This window comes from Halomonas sp. YLGW01, from assembly GCF_014840935.1.
Classification (GTDB): Bacteria; Pseudomonadota; Gammaproteobacteria; order Pseudomonadales; family Halomonadaceae; genus Onishia.
The window spans coordinates 731,889-749,184 of the sequence record NZ_CP062005.1; the positions used below are offsets into that span (position 1 = coordinate 731,889).

General features: G+C 66.2%; 15 protein-coding genes. 9 read left to right on the forward strand and 6 right to left on the reverse strand.

The annotated features are described in order from the left end of the window. The first annotated feature begins 127 nt into the window (after positions 1–127). On the forward strand, positions 128–1,294 hold the full coding sequence (sucC, locus tag IEJ03_RS03400; RefSeq protein ID WP_192036313.1) for an ADP-forming succinate--CoA ligase subunit beta: 1,167 nt from the start codon (positions 128–130) through the stop codon (positions 1,292–1,294). Then, on the forward strand, positions 1,294–2,166 hold the full coding sequence (sucD, locus tag IEJ03_RS03405) for a succinate--CoA ligase subunit alpha (RefSeq protein WP_192036314.1): 873 nt from the start codon (positions 1,294–1,296) through the stop codon (positions 2,164–2,166). Before sucC ends, sucD begins: the two co-directional genes overlap by 1 nt. An 87-nt stretch (positions 2,167–2,253) precedes the next feature. Here the strand turns inward: sucD and siaD are convergent, their stop codons facing one another. From siaD to IEJ03_RS03430, 5 genes are all read right to left on the reverse strand, one after another. Continuing rightward, on the reverse strand, positions 2,254–3,051 hold the full coding sequence (gene siaD, locus IEJ03_RS03410) for a biofilm regulation diguanylate cyclase SiaD (protein WP_192036315.1): 798 nt from the start codon (positions 3,049–3,051) through the stop codon (positions 2,254–2,256). Next, positions 3,048–3,437 carry a biofilm regulation phosphoprotein SiaC gene (siaC, locus tag IEJ03_RS03415; RefSeq protein ID WP_192036316.1) on the reverse strand — a complete coding sequence of 130 codons (390 nt, stop codon included), beginning with the start codon at positions 3,435–3,437 and terminating at the stop codon, positions 3,048–3,050. Before siaC ends, siaD begins: the two co-directional genes overlap by 4 nt. A gap of 13 nt (positions 3,438–3,450) precedes the next feature. Next, complete coding sequence (gene siaB / locus IEJ03_RS03420; RefSeq protein ID WP_192036317.1) at positions 3,451–3,984, reverse strand: biofilm regulation protein kinase SiaB; 534 nt, start codon at positions 3,982–3,984, stop codon at positions 3,451–3,453. Positions 3,985–3,996: 12 nt separating this feature from the next. Next, a complete protein-coding gene (gene siaA / locus IEJ03_RS03425; protein ID WP_192036318.1) occupies positions 3,997–6,042 on the reverse strand; it encodes a biofilm regulation protein phosphatase SiaA in 2,046 nt (681 codons plus the stop codon). A gap of 391 nt (positions 6,043–6,433) precedes the next feature. Then, positions 6,434–8,374, reverse strand: coding sequence for an exoribonuclease II (locus IEJ03_RS03430; protein WP_192036319.1), 1,941 nt, complete (start codon positions 8,372–8,374; stop codon positions 6,434–6,436). Between the two features lie 193 nt (positions 8,375–8,567). On the opposite strand from IEJ03_RS03430, the gene IEJ03_RS03435 reads away from it, so the two are divergent. From IEJ03_RS03435 to IEJ03_RS03465, 7 genes are all read left to right on the forward strand, one after another. After that, positions 8,568–9,365: an HAD family hydrolase gene (locus tag IEJ03_RS03435; protein ID WP_192036320.1), complete on the forward strand. Its 798-nt coding sequence runs from the start codon at positions 8,568–8,570 to the stop codon at positions 9,363–9,365. A 262-nt stretch (positions 9,366–9,627) separates the two neighbouring features. Then, positions 9,628–10,362: a response regulator gene (locus IEJ03_RS03440; protein ID WP_192036321.1), complete on the forward strand. Its 735-nt coding sequence runs from the start codon at positions 9,628–9,630 to the stop codon at positions 10,360–10,362. Positions 10,363–10,604: 242 nt separating this feature from the next. After that, entirely contained in the window at positions 10,605–12,008 is a 1,404-nt protein-coding gene (locus tag IEJ03_RS03445) for an ATP-binding protein (RefSeq protein WP_192037161.1), read from the forward strand. A 238-nt stretch (positions 12,009–12,246) separates the two neighbouring features. Further along, positions 12,247–13,518, forward strand: a complete 1,272-nt coding sequence (locus IEJ03_RS03450; RefSeq protein ID WP_192036322.1) for an ABC transporter substrate-binding protein — start codon at positions 12,247–12,249, stop codon at positions 13,516–13,518. An 88-nt stretch (positions 13,519–13,606) separates the two neighbouring features. Then, the gene (locus IEJ03_RS03455; RefSeq protein ID WP_192036323.1) at positions 13,607–14,536 is read left to right on the forward strand and encodes a sugar ABC transporter permease; all 930 of its coding nucleotides are present in this window, start codon (positions 13,607–13,609) and stop codon (positions 14,534–14,536) included. Further along, entirely contained in the window at positions 14,529–15,407 is an 879-nt protein-coding gene (locus tag IEJ03_RS03460) for a carbohydrate ABC transporter permease (RefSeq protein ID WP_192036324.1), read from the forward strand. The genes IEJ03_RS03455 and IEJ03_RS03460 overlap by 8 nt, the downstream gene beginning before the upstream one ends. A gap of 187 nt (positions 15,408–15,594) precedes the next feature. Next, positions 15,595–16,716, forward strand: a complete 1,122-nt coding sequence (locus IEJ03_RS03465; protein WP_192036325.1) for an ABC transporter ATP-binding protein — start codon at positions 15,595–15,597, stop codon at positions 16,714–16,716. 117 nt (positions 16,717–16,833) lie between these two features. Here the strand turns inward: IEJ03_RS03465 and IEJ03_RS03470 are convergent, their stop codons facing one another. After that, positions 16,834–17,274: a universal stress protein gene (locus tag IEJ03_RS03470; protein WP_192036326.1), complete on the reverse strand. Its 441-nt coding sequence runs from the start codon at positions 17,272–17,274 to the stop codon at positions 16,834–16,836. Between the last annotated feature and the right edge of the window lie 22 nt (positions 17,275–17,296).

A 17,296-nucleotide genomic window follows, 5' to 3' on the forward strand; every position in this document is an offset into this window, starting at 1 on the left:
GAGCGCCGCCTTCCCGAGCGGCGCCTCGCCCCGGCCGGTCCGGGGCGAACGGGGATGACCTGGCCCGCTACAGTCGTGGCGGGCCACGGTCATCGTTCGAGTCAAATGCAACCAATGGCATGACACGATGAACCTTCACGAGTATCAGGGCAAACAGCTGTTTGCCGATTATGGTCTGCCGGTATCCAAGGGCTTTGCCGTGGATACCCCGGAAGAAGCAGCAGAAGCCTGCAAGAAGATCGGCGGTGACAAGTGGGTCGTCAAGGCCCAGGTCCACGCCGGTGGCCGCGGCAAGGCCGGCGGCGTCAAGCTGATCAAGAGCCCGGAAGAAGCCCAGGCGTTCGCCGAGCAGTGGCTGGGCAAGAACCTGGTGACCTTCCAGACCGACGAGCACGGTCAGCCGGTTGCCAAGATCCTGGTCGAGAACTGCACCGACATCGCCAACGAGCTGTACCTGGGCGCCGTCGTCGACCGCACCACCCGTCGCGTGGTGTTCATGGCCTCCACCGAAGGCGGTGTGGAGATCGAGAAGGTCGCCGAGGAAACCCCGGAGAAGATCCTCAAGGCCGAGATCGATCCGCTGGTCGGCGCGCAGCCGTATCAGGCGCGTGAGCTCGGCTTCGCCCTGGGCCTGAACAAGGAACAGATCAAGCAGTTCACCAAGATCTTCCTGGGCCTGTCGAAGCTGTTCCACGACAAGGATCTCGCCCTGCTCGAGATCAACCCGCTGGTGATCACCGACGAAGGCAACCTGCACTGCCTCGACGCCAAGCTCGGCCTGGACGGCAACGCCCTCTACCGTCACCCGGACCTGCAGGCCATGCAGGACCCGTCTCAGGAAGACGCGCGTGAAGCCGAAGCGGCCGCCTGGGAGCTGAACTACGTGGCCCTCGACGGCAACATCGGTTGCATGGTCAATGGCGCTGGCCTGGCCATGGGCACCATGGACATCGTCAACCTGAACGGCGGCAGCCCGGCCAACTTCCTCGACGTGGGCGGTGGCGCCACCAAGGAGCGCGTGGCGGAAGCGTTCAAGATCATCCTGTCCGACGACAACGTCAAGGCCGTACTGGTCAACATCTTCGGCGGCATCGTGCGTTGCGACATGATCGCCGAGGGCATCATCGGTGCCGTCGAGCAGGTCGGCGTGAACGTGCCGGTCGTGGTACGTCTGGAAGGCAACAACGCCGAGCTGGGTGCCGAGAAACTGGCGTCCAGCGGTCTGAACATCATCGCTGCTACCAGCCTGACTGACGCGGCACAGCAGGTCGTCAAGGCAGCGGAGGGCAAGTAATGAGTATCCTGATCGATAAGAACACCAAGGTCATCTGCCAGGGCTTCACCGGTGGCCAGGGGACATTCCACTCCGAACAGGCCATCGCCTACGGCACCCAGATGGTCGGCGGCGTGACCCCGGGCAAGGGCGGCCAGGAGCACCTGGGCCTGCCGGTGTTCAACACCGTCAAGGAAGCCGTCGCCGCGACCGGCGCCGAAGCGTCCGTGATCTACGTGCCGGCACCGTTCTGCAAGGATTCCATCCTTGAAGCCGCCAACGGTGGCATCAAGCTGATCGTCTGCATCACCGAAGGCATCCCGACACTCGACATGCTCGATGCCAAGGTCAAGTGCGACGAGCTGGGCGTGCGCCTGATCGGCCCGAACTGCCCGGGCGTCATCACCCCGGGCGAGTGCAAGATCGGCATCATGCCGGGCCACATCCACCAGCCGGGCAAGGTCGGTATCGTGTCGCGCTCCGGCACCCTGACCTACGAAGCCGTCAAGCAGACCACCGACCACGGCTTCGGCCAGTCCAGCTGCGTCGGCATCGGCGGTGACCCGATCCCGGGCTCCAACTTCATCGATATCCTCGAGATGTTCGAGAAGGACCCGCAGACCGAAGCGATCGTCATGATCGGCGAGATCGGCGGCACCGCCGAGGAAGAAGCCGCGGCCTACATCAAGGCCAACGTTTCCAAGCCGGTGGTCGCCTACATCGCGGGCGTCACTGCGCCTCCCGGCAAGCGGATGGGCCACGCCGGCGCCATCATCTCCGGCGGCAAGGGCACGGCCGACGAGAAGTTCGGCGCCCTGGAAGCGGCGGGCGTCAAGACCGTGCGCTCCCTGGCCGACATCGGCGATGCCCTGAAGCAGGTCACCGGCTGGTAAGCCAGCGACCCGCCTCATGGCACAAGGGCACCCCTCGGGGTGCCCTTTTTTGTGTCCGGACCGGTTGTGATGGCTGGAGTGGGCCTGCTAGCCGCTGGCCAGGCAGCAGCGATCGCGTCCGCGCCGCTTGGCCTCCAGCAGGGCCTGGTCGGCGCGGTGGATGGTCTCGCGGTACTCTTCCTGAGAACGATGTTCGGCAATGCCGATACTGACGGTGACGGCCATCGTTCGTCCCGTGGCGTCCTGGGTCAGGTCGAGCTCGCGCAGTTGGTGGCTCAGGCGTTCGACCAGGGTCTCGCCCCGATCCAGATCGGTATCCGGCAGCACCACCAGGAACTCCTCGCCTCCCCAGCGCCCGCAAAGGTCGCTGGTTCGCACCGCGGCCTGGAGTGCACGGGCGAGGGCCACCAGCACCCGATCTCCGGCGGTGTGGCCATAGCGGTCGTTGATGCGCTTGAAGTGATCGATATCGACCACGGCCACGCAGAAGGGCCGCGCGTCTTGCGCGCTTGCCTCGGTGATCCGGCCAAGCTGATGGTGCAGGCGCCGGCGGTTGGCCAGGCCGGTCAGGGGGTCATGACTCGAGGCGTCTTCCAGGGCCTGGTTACGCTCGTGCAGCAGGTCCTGGAAGCGGTCGGCGATGCGCGACAGCTTGCGCTGACGCCGCTGCTGCCGCTCCAGTTGGAAGCGCGTGGAATGGAGATCCTTCCGGGCACTCTCCTGAAAGCCGTCGGCGATGCTGATCAGCCGCTCCAAGCGGTCGCACTGGAGCAGGTGGTGGCGATAGAGCCGCTGCAGTGCCGAATGCAGCGGGTGCTCCCGGTGGATCTCTTCGCCGAGCAGGGCCGCGATCTCGTCCAGCAGTGCCTGGTCGCGTTGGCTCACGCCGGCTCTCCCAGCGGCCGGATGGCGAAGGGGAAGCTGCAGTCTTCCTTGAACTCCTCGGCCAGCTCGGCGATGCGGTCATTGCGGGGGTCGTACTGCCAGGTGACGGTCGTCTCGCGGCCCTTCTGGTGGGCGTCTTCGAGCAGGTCGAAGACATCCATCATCGCCTTGACCGAGCTGGTATTGAGATAGACGAGTTCCAGCGAGAGGTTGAGGGGAGCGGACGAGCGCTCAAGGAAGGCCTCGACCCAGTCGATGACCTGGCTGAATAGCTCAAAGGAGTTCTCCGGGTAGGAGTCGCCCTGCATGTAGAGGCGCCCGCGTTGCCAGTCGCTGTGGATCGCGGGAGTGGAGACGCTGCCGGGAAGGTTCAGATCATGGCTCATGGCGAGGGACCGTTCAGATGGTGGCTGTCAGGCTAAATAAACTGCGACCGGAGGGCAACGGCTGGAGCCGGGCCTCCAGTGGGCGGGACGACTTGCGTGCCATGTCGATCAGGCCAAGGCCCGCGCCGCTGGGTGCGGCCTCGTCCCGGGGGCGGCGCAACTGCGTCTTGTAGGCGCGCTTGAGTTCGGCGGCATCCAGCCCGGCCAGGTGCTCCACGGCCTCGACCAGGCGCCTGCCGTCGGCGTTCTCCACCAGGTTGCCGGCCGAGACCAGATAATGCTCCTGGTCGTCGCGGGCCACGGCGATGGTGGCGGTGGCCTCCGCCTCGTCGTAGCCATGGAGACGGGCGTAATGACGTATGTTCTGGGTCATCTCGATATAGACGGCGAAGACGTCCATGGCCGCCGGCGGCGCGGCGGCCTGGCTGTTCAGGTAGTTTCGCAGGGCATGCCCGATCTCCTCGATCAGGCTGCGCGAGATCGGGCCGTTGAAGCACAGCATGATGCGCTGTTGTAGATAATTGTCGCGCAGGCTCAGCAGATCCATGATGTCTCCGGGTCAGGTACTCGATGCAGGGCGGGACCGAGGCTGCCCTGTTCGGGAAGCCGTATCGAAACTAAAGCACAGCAGGGTGATGTCATCACGCTGGACATGCTCACCGCGATAGGCATCCAGCTCGGCTTCGAAGGCGAGAATCTGTGCATCAAGCGGGGCCTTGGCGTGACGTTGCAACATGGCCTCGAAGCGACGATTGCCGAAGCCGAAGCCATGCTCGCCTCCGGCCTGGTCGAGGAAGCCGTCAGAGCAGAGTGTATAGGTCCAGCCCCGATGCAGCGGCATGCGCTGGTTCTCGTAGGTCATGGCCCGTTTTTGGCCCAGGGCACGCTTGCCACCGGCGTGGACTCGCAAGCGCTCGCCATCGCTTTCATAGAGTGACATCTTGGCCCCGGCGAAGGTCAGTTGTTCGGCGCCATGCTCGACCCATACCAGGCCCACGTCCATGTTGGTGGCGATGGAAGAGGGCAAGGTTTCCCGATGCAGGGTGGCACGGTTCTGACGGTCGGTCTCGTTGAGAATGGCCGCCGGGTCATCCGCACCGACCTTAAGAATGGCATTGTCGATGATCGCCCGGGCCAGCATGGTCATCAGCGACCCCGGCACCCCATGACCGGCGCAGTCGATGACGCCCATCAGGTAGCCGTGATCGGTGGCGCGAAAGACATAGAAGTCGCCGCCCACCTGGTCACGAGGACGCCACAGCACCGCATGATGAGCGGCCAGCTGGGTCTCCATCTGTCGACGGGGCAGAATGGCGCGCTGGATGATGCTGGCATACTCCAGGGAGGCGTCGATCTGGCGTCGGGCGGCGGCCATCTCGGCGTTGGTGGCCTCGAGGTCGCGGGTGCGATGGTGAACTTTGTCTTCTAGCTCCTGAGTGTGGCGCTCCACCCGACGGGCCATGTGGGCGAAGGCGCGTGACAGCTCGCCTATTTCGTCGCCGCGCTCGGTGGGGAGATGATTGTTGTAGTCACCGTCGGCGATCGCCTGCGCCGAATGCTGGAGTCGGCGCAGGGGCGCCAGGATCAGGCGGTCGATGCCATAGGCGAAGCCGGCCATCAGGATGGCGAGGATCAGCGCCAGGGCGCCCAGCAGCGGCCAGAGCCAGCTGCCCTCGAAGAGGTGAGCGCTCTTCAGGTCCAGGGACGATACCATCAGCCACTTCAGCTCGGGGAGGTAGCCCACCGTGACCAGGCGCGGCTCGCCCTCCAGCAGGAGATCCAGGGAGCGTACCTCACCGGGGCGTTGGCGAGCCTCGCCCATCGCCGCCTCCAGCTGGGTGCGCTGCTCGGCCGTACCGAGCAGGGCCTGCAGGCGTGGAGTGCTGTCGTCGAGCTCGGTCTGGGCGCCGGAGCCCAGCGCCAGCCGGTCATAGTCGGGATGCGCCTGGATGGCGCCACGGGGATCGACGATCATCGGGGTCAGGCCGGGAGCGCTCTGACGCAGGAAGTCATCGAGGAAGCGGCTCAGGTCGAGTCCGCCGCCGGCCAGGCCGAGGGGGCGGCCATCCTCCAGGATCTTGACGTTGAACCAGACCTTAGCCAGATCCAGTTTGGTATCGACATTGACGTTGATGTTGTAGCCGATACCGCTGTCCATGGTCGCGAAGTACCAGGCGCTGTCCGGGTCCTCCGGGTCGAGCCGGTAGCGGGGCGAGCGGCTCTCGTGGGAGGCCTCATCGTTAAAGTAGTAGTGGCCTGTGGCATGATGGACGATGAAGTACGCTTGGCCGCTGAACTGGCGGCGAAACCCTTCCGCCTCACGGAAGAAGCGGTCGCGGCTGTCGGCGTCTTCGGGGGTGGCCAGCCACTCCCGGGTGACTACCGAGTCGGCGAAACGCTGCGACAGGGCGAGCTCTCGGGAGACCGGTGTCAGGATGCGCTGCATGTGCAGCAGGGTGTATTGCTCGGCGTAGCGGGTGCCGAAATGGTGGCGGACGTCGTCGATGGCTTGCCAGCCGATCAGCAAGGTCGGGATCAATGCGAGCAGAAAGGCAAATAACAGGCTCAGAGTGGACTGGCCGCGCAGCCCCCAGCGATGGGCCATGAACAGGTTCCCTTGCATCGGTTCCGGGGACTCGTTGAGAGGCCTGCTCGGCACCTTTTATTAGTATGCTCACGTAAGGTTGCCACAACCGATAGCAAACTACGACTGCCGGATAGGCCGACGGGGCCCCAGCGCGAGGGGGTGTGGCCGGCTGAGGTCGCCAGGTGGCGATGCCTGGCCTGCAGACAGGTGTGCACGCCACCACTGTCCGGGGCATGAAACATGGTGATGCCGGCGAGGTGCAGCGCCATCTCCTGTTGCCGGGGGCTCCGGCTCAAGAGTGGCGAGGCAATGCGATCGCTCGACGACTCGGGGGATAAGACGGAGGCGCAGACGAAAACGGCGACCCGGATGGGGTCGCCGTTTCGTTGCAGCGTGATGTAGCCTAAGGTCAGGCGGCTGGGCGGGCCACCAGCGAGCGAGTCTCCTCGCGAGCCTCGGTGAGGGCCACGCGAGTCATGTCGCCGAGCTTGAAGCGTTCTTCGCCCTCGATCTGGATGCGGCCTTCCTTGTCGTCGATCACCACCTTGTCACGCTCGCTGTGCATCAGCGGCGCCGGGATGAAGGCGGTCGCGCCGTTCTCGGTGAGGCGCACCCGCATGCCGCCGCGGTTGACGGCGATGATCTCGGCCTCGAACTCCTGCTGCTCCTTGGCCGCCTCGGTCAGGTAGCGTACATAGAGCCAGTCCTTGACGTCGCGCTCGGCCATGCGATTGAGGCGGCGACGCTCGGTGAGCTGCTCGGTCAGCGCCTGGCTGGCCTCGGCCGGGGCGCTCTCGCCCTTCAGCACCCGCTTGATCAGGCGATGGTTGACCATATCGCCGTACTTGCGGATCGGCGAGGTCCAGGTGGCGTAGGCGGCAAGGCCCAGGCCGAAGTGCGGGCCGGGCAGGGCAGACATGCTGGTGAAGCCCTGGAAGCGGCGCAGGCGCACGTCGAGCCAGGCATCGTCGCGGGCCTCGAGCTCGCGCTTGAGCTCGCGATAGCGCGGCAGCTCGAGCAGGGCCTCGCGTTCGACCTGGATATCCTGGGCGGCGAGGAACTCGTGGGCCGCATCGGCCTTCTCCGGCTCGAAGGCACGGTGCACGTTGAAGATGCCGTGACCCACCTTGTCCGCCAGCAGGTCGGCGCAGCAGGCGTTGGCCGCGATCATCGATTCCTCGATCATGCGGTTGGCGATGCGCCGTTCCTCGGTGCGGATGTTCAGCACGTTGCCGGCATCGTCCAGGTCGAAGACGTAGTCCGGGCGATCCTTGAACACCAGCGCGTTGGCGGCACGCCAGGCGCTGCGCGCCTCGGTCAGGTCGCGCAGGGCGGTGAGCTGCGGCGCGATGGCCTCATCCGGCGTCCAGTCGCCCTGACCCTCGATCCAGTCGGAGACCCGATCGTAGACCAGGCGTGACTTCGAGGTCATGGTCGCGGCGAAGAAGCGGTAGTCGCCCAGGTTGCCCTCGGCGTCGATGTCCAGCGCACAGGCCAGCACCGGGCGCTCCCGGCCTTCCCACAGCGAGCACAGGTCGTCGGCCAGCACTTCCGGCAGCATGGTGACGTTCTGGCCCGGCAGGTAGACGGTGAAGGCGCGGGTGCGCGCTTCCTGGTCGGCGGCATGGCGCTCGTCGACGTAGGCGGTGGGATCGGCGATCGCCACCGTCAGGCGCCAGCCGCCGTTGTCCAGGGTCTCGACGCGCAGGGCGTCGTCCATGTCGCGGGTCTTCTCGCCGTCGATGGTGAAGAAGGGCTCGGCGGTCAGGTCCTCGCGCTCGAGGCCCTCGTCGGCCATCGGCCAGTCGTCGCCGGCTTCCGGGGAGGCCTGCTCGAGGGCATGGCGGGCGAGCGTCACGCGCCAAGGCACCGCCGGGTTGTCGCTCTTGGCCACCAGCTCGTCGATCTGGGTGAAGAAGCCGCGGTCGCCCTCCTTCAGGGGGTGGCGCACCAGGCGGGCCACGACCCAGTCGCCATCGGCGATGCTGTCCTCGTCGAGGCTGCGCTTGATGCGCGCCTTGAGCACGTTCTTGACCGACGGGTGGTCGGGCACTACGGCCAGGCGGCCGTCACGCTTCTGGACCCGCGCCACGAAACGCTGCAGGCCGATCTCCAGCAGGGTATCCGGCTCGACCGAGGTCTTTTCGCCTTCCTCCTTGAGGACGGCCTGTACGCGGTCGCCGTGCAGCACCTGCTTCATGGCGGGGGGCGGCACGAAGTAGGAGTCGCCGTCGTCGGTTTCGAGGAAGCCAAAGCCCTTGTCGGTGGCCTTGATCACGCCCTCGACCCGGGGCGTGGTATCGCGGATCTGCTGCTTGAGCTGGGCAAGCATCGAGTTATTCTGAAGCATCGGACACTTTTGCATGGCGGGAAGAGTGGGGGCCACTATACGGATTTGGCCGCGCGGCGCCAATCGTGGCGCGGGGTTGTGGCGCGCTGTTCACGGCCAATCAAGGCCTTAGGCGCGACCTTGCGCCACGCTGGGCGCAGACAGCCATCGACTCCCTTGGGTATGCTGTCGACAGAGCCGCCAAGGAGTCCCCATGTCGCCACAGCTGATCGTCACCGACCTCGACCGTACCCTGCTCAACGCCAAGCATGATCTGGACGCGCACACCGTCGACACCTTCCAGGCCCTGGCCGAGCAGGGCCATCATCTGGCCATCGCCTCCGGACGCCACTACCGGGACATCCTGCCCCTGCGCGAGCGGCTCGGCGTGCAGGCACATATCATCAGCACCAACGGCGCCTACCTGCATGGCCCGGACGATGCCGTGCTGGCGACCCAGCATGTGCCACAGGCCCTGGCCCGGGAGCTGATCGCGCTCGAGCGCCCGGAGGGCATGCGCCTGAATCTCTATCGCGACGACGATTGGCTGATCGACGCCCCGGCGCCGGAGCTGCTCGCGCTGCATGCCCATACCGGCTTTGGCTACCGCGTGGCCGAGCCCGACGAGCTCGATGGCCTAGGCGTCGGCAAGGTGCTCTATATCGGCGAGCCCGCCGAGCTGGCCACCATCGAGGCGCAGGTGCGCGAGCGCCATGGCACGGCGCTGCACCTGACGTACTCCTTGCCCGGTTCGCTTGAGATCATGGCCGGTGGGGTCAACAAGGGCACCGCCCTGGCGCGACTGCTCGAGCGGCTGGGGCTGCCCGCCGAGGCCTGCCTGGCCTTCGGTGACAACCTCAATGACACCGAGATGCTGGACCTGGCCGGCCAGGCCTTCGTGATGGCCAACGCCCATCCCGAGCTGCCCGGGCGGGTGCCGCGAGCCACTCGCATCGGTCATCACGATGACGCCGCCGTCGCCAGGACGCTTCGCGAACGCCTGCTCGACTAGCAGCCCGGCGCGTCGGTCGCTCTGATGAACGATGGCTCTGATGATCGATGTCCCTGGCGATAGATGATCCCGATGATCGACCGGCTTGGGGGACGCGCTGGCCCTACCACCTTGGTCGCAATCATCTTGCCGGGCCATCATGGCATCCACCATGATCGCAGCAGACTGCCTTGAACTTCATCACGACCGGTCCGGGGGCGATACGCCCCCAGTCGGCGCCATGGATTCGGACTGCCATGCCTCTGCTGCGATACCTGCCGCAATGACCCATCCTCCCGCCACCCTGATCGTGGTCGACGACGACCCGGAAATCCGCGAGCTCTTGGCCGACTATCTCGGCCGCCACGGCTATCGCACCCTGGTGGCCGAAGATGCCGAGGCGCTGGAGGCACTGCTGGCCGGCGAGAGACCGGATCTGTTGATCGTCGATCTCATGCTGCCGGGCGACGATGGTTTTACGATCTGTCGCCGGGTGCGCCGCGACAGTGAGGTGCCGATCATCATGCTCACGGCAAGCGCCGACGAGACCGATCGCATCCTGGGTCTCGAGCTCGGCGCCGACGACTACATTGGCAAGCCCTTCAACCCCCGCGAGCTGCTGGCACGTATCAAGGCGGTGCTGCGCCGCACCCGCCGCCTGTCCGAGCAGGGCCCCGAATCGCACCCCGATCAGGCGCGGCTGGTGGCCTTCGGCGACTGGCGGCTCGATCGGGTGACCCGCGAGCTGATCGATGGCGACGGCGAGCGCAGCGCCCTGTCCGGCGCCGACTTCCAGCTGCTGCAGGTGTTCCTCGAACACCCCGAGCAGGTGCTGTCCCGGGAGGCGCTCTATGATCTGAGCCGCGGGCGGCCGGCACCGCCGCTGGACCGCTCCATCGACGTGCACGTCTGCCGGCTGCGCCAGCGGCTGGGCGAGGATGCCCAGCACTCCCAGCTGATCCGCACCGTGCGCGGCGCCGGCTATGTGCTGGCGACCCGGGTGGACGCGCTGACGTGAGCGAGGGGGCGGGCGCTAATCACGGCGAGGACTCGGGCGCTGACAGGAGCGCTTCATCTGGTGCTGATACCAGCGCGGCACCGGGCGCTGATAGGAGAAGCGAGGCATCGGGCGCTAACAAGAGCGCGGCACCGGGCGCTGATAAAAACCTCGACACGAACCCAGACACGCCCTGGCGGCGCCTGAGGCAGACCCTGGCCCGGGGGCTGCCGGGCAGCCTGCGCGGGCGCTTCGTGCTGATCATGCTGGTCGGGGTGCTCGGCGCGCAGCTTTCAAGCTACGCGCTCTGGACCCATCAGGCCCGGGACAGCCGCCTCGAACAGGTCGACGAGCTTTCCCGCAACGTCGCCTACAGTGTTGCCTCCACGGTGCGCTTCTTCCGTTCCTTGCCGGTCGATTATCGTCATATCGTGCTCGATCAGCTGCGCGACATGGGCGGCACACGCTTCTTCGTCAGCATCAACGACCACCGTATTCCCGTAAAGGACATCGGCCAGGGGCCCGCCCAGGCGGTGGTGATCGACAACTTCCACGAGATCCTCGCCTCCGAGCTCGGCGTCGACGACGCCCGGGTGGAATTCTCCTCGCCGGACACCCTGCGCCTGCTCAACAACGAGGTGCTGCTGCACGATCTGCCGCCCCGCTGGGGCGGGCATAGCCTGCTGCTCGATCCCATCGATCCGCCGATCCTCGTCGTGCAGCTACCGCTGGGGGCCCAGGGCTGGCTGTACGTGGCGACCCTGCTGCCGGTGCCGGAGCTGTTCGAGGAGGGCTGGCTGTCCGGCGAGCGGCTTTTCGCGGCGCTGATCGTGCTGCTGACGGTGATCGGGCTTTCGCTGCTCGGCATTCGTAGCGCCACCCGGCCGCTGGCTCGGCTGGCGAGGGCCGCTCGCCAGCTCGGCGATGACCTGGATAGCCCACCGCTTCGCGAGACGGGTCCCCGCGAGGTGGCGGGTACGGCGGTGGCCTTCAACCGCATGCAGCAGCGCATCCAGCACCAGGTCGAGGAGCGCGAGCGGCTCTTCACGGCGATTTCCCACGATTTAAAGACCCCCCTGACGCGCATGCGACTGCGCGCCGAGATGCTCGAGGACGAGCATCAGCGCGAGCGCTTCTGTGCCGCCCTCGACGAGCTGGATCTGCTGGTCAAGGGAGCCCTGGCGTCGGTCAGGGGGCTCGACCTGCACGAGGCCATCGAGCCGGTCGATGTCCGTGCGCTGCTCGATGGCCTCGCCGAGGAGATGGCCCTGCAGGGCGGCGAGGTGACGGTCAGCGGACGGGCCAGGCCGCTTGCCGCCAAGCCCCTGGCGTTCAAGCGCTGCCTGGCCAACCTCTTGGAGAATGCCGTCTTCTATGGAAAGCGCGCCGAGGTGCATCTCGAGGACAGTGCAGCGAGGCTCAGGATCACCCTGCGTGATCATGGCCCCGGCATTCCCGAGGGACAGCGCGAGCGCGTCTTCGCACCCTTCGTGCGCCTCGAGCCTTCGCGGAGCCGACACACCGGAGGTAGTGGCCTGGGGCTCGGCATCGCCCGGCACATCCTGCGTGCCCATGGCGGGGAGATGAGGCTTGCCAATCATCCCGGCGGTGGCCTGGTGGTGACGCTTGAAGTGTCACGCCACCCTGATCATGACGAATTGGCATGACGCCGAATAGGGCTGATGTGACGTCAAGCTGGGGGCAAGGAGGCGATCTTGGTGGTATATACCTTGGTACTATAAACAATAGTTTAATCAATGGTTTATATATTTCAGCCGTGTAAGAAACCCGCAACACTATCCAGCACTAGGTAACCCCCGGGCGGGTCGTAGATGGGGTAGCGTGTCATCAGCCGCGAGTGAATCGGCTCACGACAATCAATAACAATGGATGGAGACACGCCCCATGCGCTCACTGCTGCGTTTCCCGCTCAGAAAGTCCCTGCTCGGCCTCGCCGTTGGCGGCGCCCTGGCCTCGGCCCCGGTGCAGGCTGGTGAAGTCGAGGTGCTGCACTGGTGGACCTCCGGCGGCGAGGCCCGCGCCGCCAATGTATTGAAGGACCTGATGGAGGCCGAAGGCCACGCCTGGAAGGACTTCGCCGTGGCCGGTGGGGGCGGCGAGACCGCCATGACGGTGCTCAAGTCCCGCGCCATGTCCGGCAATCCGCCCTCGGCAGCCCAGATCAAGGGCCCGGAGATCCAGGAGTGGGGCGAACTTGGCCTGCTCGGCAACCTCGACGACGTGGCCAAGGCCGAGGACTGGGAGGGCCTGCTGCCCGAGGTGGTCGCCGACATCATGCGTCACGATGGTCAATACGTGGCGGTGCCGGTCAACGTGCACCGGGTCAACTGGCTGTGGGCCAATCCCGAGGTGCTCAGTGAGGCCGGTGTCGAGGTGCCGACCAGCCTCGATGAGATGTTTGCGATCGCCGACGAGCTGCGCGCCGCGGGCGTCATTCCGCTGGCGCACGGCGGTCAGCCCTGGCAGGACGCCACGGTGTTCGAGACCGTGGTGCTGGCCGAGGCCGGTACCGACTTCTATCGCCGCGCGCTGGTCGAGCTCGATCCCGAGGCGCTCAACAGCGAGACCATGGTCGATGCCCTGACCACCTTCAAGCGCATGCGCACGCTGATGGACGACGGCATGTCGGGGCGCGACTGGAACATCGCCACCTCGATGGTGATCGGCGGCCAGGCCGCCATGCAGCTGATGGGCGACTGGGCCAAGGGCGAGTTCACCGCCGCCGGCCTGACGCCGGGCGAGGACTACGTCTGTGTGCCGGCCCCGGGCACCGAATCGGCCTTCACCTTCAACATCGACAGCCTGGCGATGTTCAAGGCAAGCGACGACGAGGCGCAGGTGGCGCAGGATGACCTGGCCAGGCTGGTGTTGGAGCCGACCTTCCAGGAGGCCTTCAATCTGGCCAAGGGCTCGATTCCGGCGCGCGCCGATCTCGACATGAGCGACTTCGACAGCTGCGCCCAGCGCTCCATGGCCGACTTCCAGGCGACCTCGGAGAGCGGTGGCCTGGTACCCAGCATGGCGCACGGCATGGCGGTGCGCGCCTCGGTGCAGGGCGCCATCTTCGATGTGGTCACCAACTTCTTCAACGACCCGAACATGAGTCCCGAGGCGGCCGCCGAGCGGCTGGCGAACGCCGGCAGCTCGCTGCTCTAGGCCTGTCGCCGCACGTCCCGGGCCAGGCGCCCGGGGCGTGCTCCTCCCGTCTTTCGGTTGACGAGGCCATCGCCTCGAGGACGTACTCATGTCGACTTCTCTTTCCCCGGAGCGCGCCGCGCGCGTGCCCGTAAAGCGCTCTGCGCTGGCCTTCCTGACCGACTGGATTCCGCGCCTGGTGCTGGCGCCCTCGGTCGCCGTGTCGCTGTTCTTCGTCTACGGCTTCATGATCTGGACCTTCGTGCTGTCGCTGACCAACTCGCGCATGCTGCCAAGCTATGACTTCGTCGGCTTCGCGCAGTACGCGCAATTGATGGCCAACGATCGCTGGTGGGTCGCCGCCACCAACCTGGTGGTGTTCGGCGGCCTCTTCGTCGGTATCTGCCTGGTGTTGGGCGCACTGCTGGCGATCCTGCTCGACCAGCGCATTCGTCAGGAAGGCAGCCTGCGCACGGTCTACCTCTACCCCATGGCGCTATCATTCATCGTCACCGGCGTGGTCTGGAAGTGGCTGCTCAACCCGAGCCTCGGCCTGCAGGCCATGGTGCGTGGCTGGGGCTTCGAGGACTTCACCTTCGACTGGCTGGTGGACCCGGACATGGCGGTCTACACCCTGGTGATCGCCGCCGTCTGGCAGGCCTCGGGCTTCGTCATGGCGCTGTTCCTGGCCGGGCTGCGCGGCATCGACGACAGCATCATCAAGGCCGCCCAGCTCGACGGCGCCAGCCTGCCGCGCATCTATGCCCGGGTGGTGATGCCCTGCCTGCGCCCGGTGGTGTTCAGTGCGGTGATGATCCTCTCGCACATCGCCATCAAGAGTTTCGACCTGGTGGTGGCGCTGACCGGCGGCGGCCCCGGCTATGCCTCGGACCTGCCCGCCACCTTCATGTACACCCATGCCTTCACCCGTGCCCAGATCGGGCTCGGCTCGGCCAGCGCCATGCTGATGCTGGGCGGGGTGCTGGCGATCCTGATTCCCTACCTGTATTCCGAACTGCGGAGCCGCCGTCATGGATAACGTGATTCGCAGGCGCACCCCGGGCGCGCGGCTGGCCCGGGCGGCGCTCTACGCCGTGCTGATCGTCGCGGCGCTGTTCTACCTGCTGCCGCTTTTGATCATGCTGCTGACCTCGATCAAGCCGCTCGACGAGATCGGCGCCGGCACCCTGCTGGCCCTGCCCGAGAACCCGACCCTTGAGCCCTGGATCAATGCCTGGGGCGAGGCCTGCACCGGCATGCGTTGCGAGGGGGTGGGGGGCTACTTCTGGAACTCCTTCGCCATCGTCATCCCGGCGGTGGCCATCTCCACCGTGGTCGGCGCGCTGAACGGCTATGCGCTCACCAAGTGGCGCTTTCGCGGCTCGGAGCTCCTCTTCGCGCTGATGCTGTTCGGCTGCTTCATTCCCTTCCAGGTGGTGCTGCTGCCGATGGCACAGACGCTGGGTTGGCTGGGGCTGTCGAGCTCCCGGGCGGGCCTGGTGCTGGTGCATGTGGTGTTCGGCATCGCCTTCACCACGCTGTTCTTCCGCAACTTCTACGTGGCGGTGCCCAGCGAGCTGGTGTCGGCGGCCAAGCTCGACGGCGCCGGCTTCTTCCGGATCTTCTGGCGGATCCTCTTGCCGGTCTCGGCGCCGATCATCGTGGTCTCGGTGATCTGGCAGTTCACCCAGATCTGGAACGACTTCCTGTTCGGCGTGGCCTTCTCGGCCCACGACACCCAGCCGGTCACGGTGGCACTGAACAACCTGGTCAACACCTCCACCGGGGTGAAGGAATACAACGTCGACATGGCCGCGGCGATGATTGCCGCGCTGCCGACCCTGGTGGTCTATGTGCTGGCCGGCAAGTATTTCGTACGCGGGCTTACCGCGGGCTCGGTCAAGGGCTGATGGCCTACGAAAACTGGCTGCGCTCGGCCATACGGCGTTAGGCATTGGCTCGTGCGCGAGCACGGTCAAACGGCTCATTTACGACATGTAAACTCCGCGCATTTCGCCAATGCCTTGCCTTGTCTGGCCTTCGCTCGCTGCCTTTTCGTCTGACCATTAACTGTCGAACAATAATGAGGTAACCATCATGTCAGCTTTGGAAATTCGTGAGGTCCGCAAGGACTTCGGCAGTACCCGGGTGCTCAAGGACGTCAGCCTGGCCATCGACTCCGGCGAGTTCCTGATCCTGGTCGGGCCCTCGGGCTGCGGCAAGTCGACCCTGATGAACGCCATCGCCGGCCTCGAGCCGGTCACCGATGGCCAGATCCTGATCGGCGGCGACGACATCACCTGGCGCACCCCGGCGGAGCGCGACATCGCCATGGTCTTCCAGTCCTATGCGCTTTACCCGAGCATGACGGTGCGCCAGAACATCGCCTTCGGCCTGGAGATGCGCAAGGTGCCCAAGGCCGAGCGCGAGGAGGCCGTGGAGCGGGTCGCGGACCTTCTGCAGATCACCCACCTGCTCGAGCGCAAGCCGGCTCAGCTGTCCGGCGGTCAGCGCCAGCGGGTGGCGATGGGCCGGGCGCTGGCCCGGGAGCCGCAGATCTACCTGTTCGACGAGCCGCTCTCCAACCTCGATGCCAAGCTGCGGGTCGAGATGCGTACCGAGATCAAGAAGCTGCATCAGCGCCTGGGCACCACCATCGTCTACGTCACCCACGATCAGATCGAGGCCATGACGCTGGCCGACAGCATCGCGGTGATGCGCGACGGTCACATCCTGCAGCTCGGCTCGCCGGACGAGGTCTACAACGATCCCGTCGACATGTTCGTTGCGGGCTTCATGGGCTCGCCGTCGATGAACTTCATCGCCGCGACCCTCGAGGGTCAGGTCGGCGACTACCGGCTGCGCATCGCTACCCCCGAGGAGGACGACCTGGTGCTGCCCTGGCCGGCCGACCGGATCACCGACGCGCTGGCCGACCGGATCAATCAGCCGGTGGTGCTGGGGCTGCGCCCGGAGCACTTCAGCGAGCAGGACGCACGCCTCGAGGGCCAGCAGGAGGGCACGCTGCTCGAGGCGCGGGTGACGGTCGCCGAGCCCACCGGCGCGGATATTCTGTTGCGCCTGCCGCTGGGCCAGGGCGAGGTGACGGCGCGAGTCGGACCCAAGTGCCCGGTGGCGGCCGGCGAGCGTCTGGCACTGCGGGTCGACATGAGTCGCGCGGTGCTCTTCGACCCGGAGAGTGAAGGCCGGCTGGCCTGAGCACACGGCTCCACCTGATCCCCGAGCGACTTCAGACGACACGGCCCCCGCCTCATGGCGGGGGCCGTTGCGCATTAGGCGGGATGAATCGCCGGTCTCGTCAGAACGTCGTCAGGACTAGTGGACGGTGATGACGGTGCACTCGGCGGCGTGGCTGACCTTGTGGGAGACGCCGCCGATCACCAGGCTCGAGAAGTCACCGAGCCCCCGGCTGCCCATCACAATGGCCCCGACGCCGAGCCGCTTGGCCTGCTCGAGGATGGTGCGACTGGGCTCGCCCTGGGCCAGGGTGGTGTCGACGCGCCTGGCTCCCAGCGCCGTGGCCTCCCGGGCGGCGCGATCGATCAGCTCGCGACCGTTCTTCTCGAGCACGTCCTTAGGCGCTTCCAGCGGCACCGCGCCGATTCCCCAGATCAGCGTGGTCTCGTGGGCCAGTACCTCGGGGATATGCAGGATATGCAGGGTAGCATCGCTGTCCTTGATCAGCCGACAGGCCACTTCGAGGGCCTTGCGGGCGTGTTCGGAGCCGTCGACGGGCACCATGATCGACTTGAACATGGCATCACCTCCTTGATGGATA

Bases quoted from the DNA above. Each gene is read 5' to 3' on its own strand.
- IEJ03_RS03445 (WP_192037161.1), top strand. From the start codon at position 10,605: ATGCTGGTCGGGGTGCTCGGCGCGCAGCTTTCAAGCTACGCGCTCTGG.
- sucC (WP_192036313.1), top strand. From the start codon at position 128: ATGAACCTTCACGAGTATCAGGGCAAACAGCTGTTTGCCGATTATGGT.
- IEJ03_RS03460 (WP_192036324.1), top strand. From the start codon at position 14,529: ATGGATAACGTGATTCGCAGGCGCACCCCGGGCGCGCGGCTGGCCCGG.
- siaC (WP_192036316.1), bottom strand. From the start codon at position 3,437: ATGAGCCATGATCTGAACCTTCCCGGCAGCGTCTCCACTCCCGCGATC.
- sucD (WP_192036314.1), top strand. From the start codon at position 1,294: ATGAGTATCCTGATCGATAAGAACACCAAGGTCATCTGCCAGGGCTTC.
- IEJ03_RS03450 (WP_192036322.1), top strand. From the start codon at position 12,247: ATGCGCTCACTGCTGCGTTTCCCGCTCAGAAAGTCCCTGCTCGGCCTC.
- IEJ03_RS03430 (WP_192036319.1), bottom strand. From the start codon at position 8,374: ATGCTTCAGAATAACTCGATGCTTGCCCAGCTCAAGCAGCAGATCCGC.
- siaB (WP_192036317.1), bottom strand. From the start codon at position 3,984: ATGGATCTGCTGAGCCTGCGCGACAATTATCTACAACAGCGCATCATG.
- IEJ03_RS03435 (WP_192036320.1), top strand. From the start codon at position 8,568: ATGTCGCCACAGCTGATCGTCACCGACCTCGACCGTACCCTGCTCAAC.
- IEJ03_RS03455 (WP_192036323.1), top strand. From the start codon at position 13,607: ATGTCGACTTCTCTTTCCCCGGAGCGCGCCGCGCGCGTGCCCGTAAAG.
- siaA (WP_192036318.1), bottom strand. From the start codon at position 6,042: ATGGCCCATCGCTGGGGGCTGCGCGGCCAGTCCACTCTGAGCCTGTTA.
- IEJ03_RS03470 (WP_192036326.1), bottom strand. From the start codon at position 17,274: ATGTTCAAGTCGATCATGGTGCCCGTCGACGGCTCCGAACACGCCCGC.
- IEJ03_RS03465 (WP_192036325.1), top strand. From the start codon at position 15,595: ATGTCAGCTTTGGAAATTCGTGAGGTCCGCAAGGACTTCGGCAGTACC.
- IEJ03_RS03440 (WP_192036321.1), top strand. From the start codon at position 9,628: ATGACCCATCCTCCCGCCACCCTGATCGTGGTCGACGACGACCCGGAA.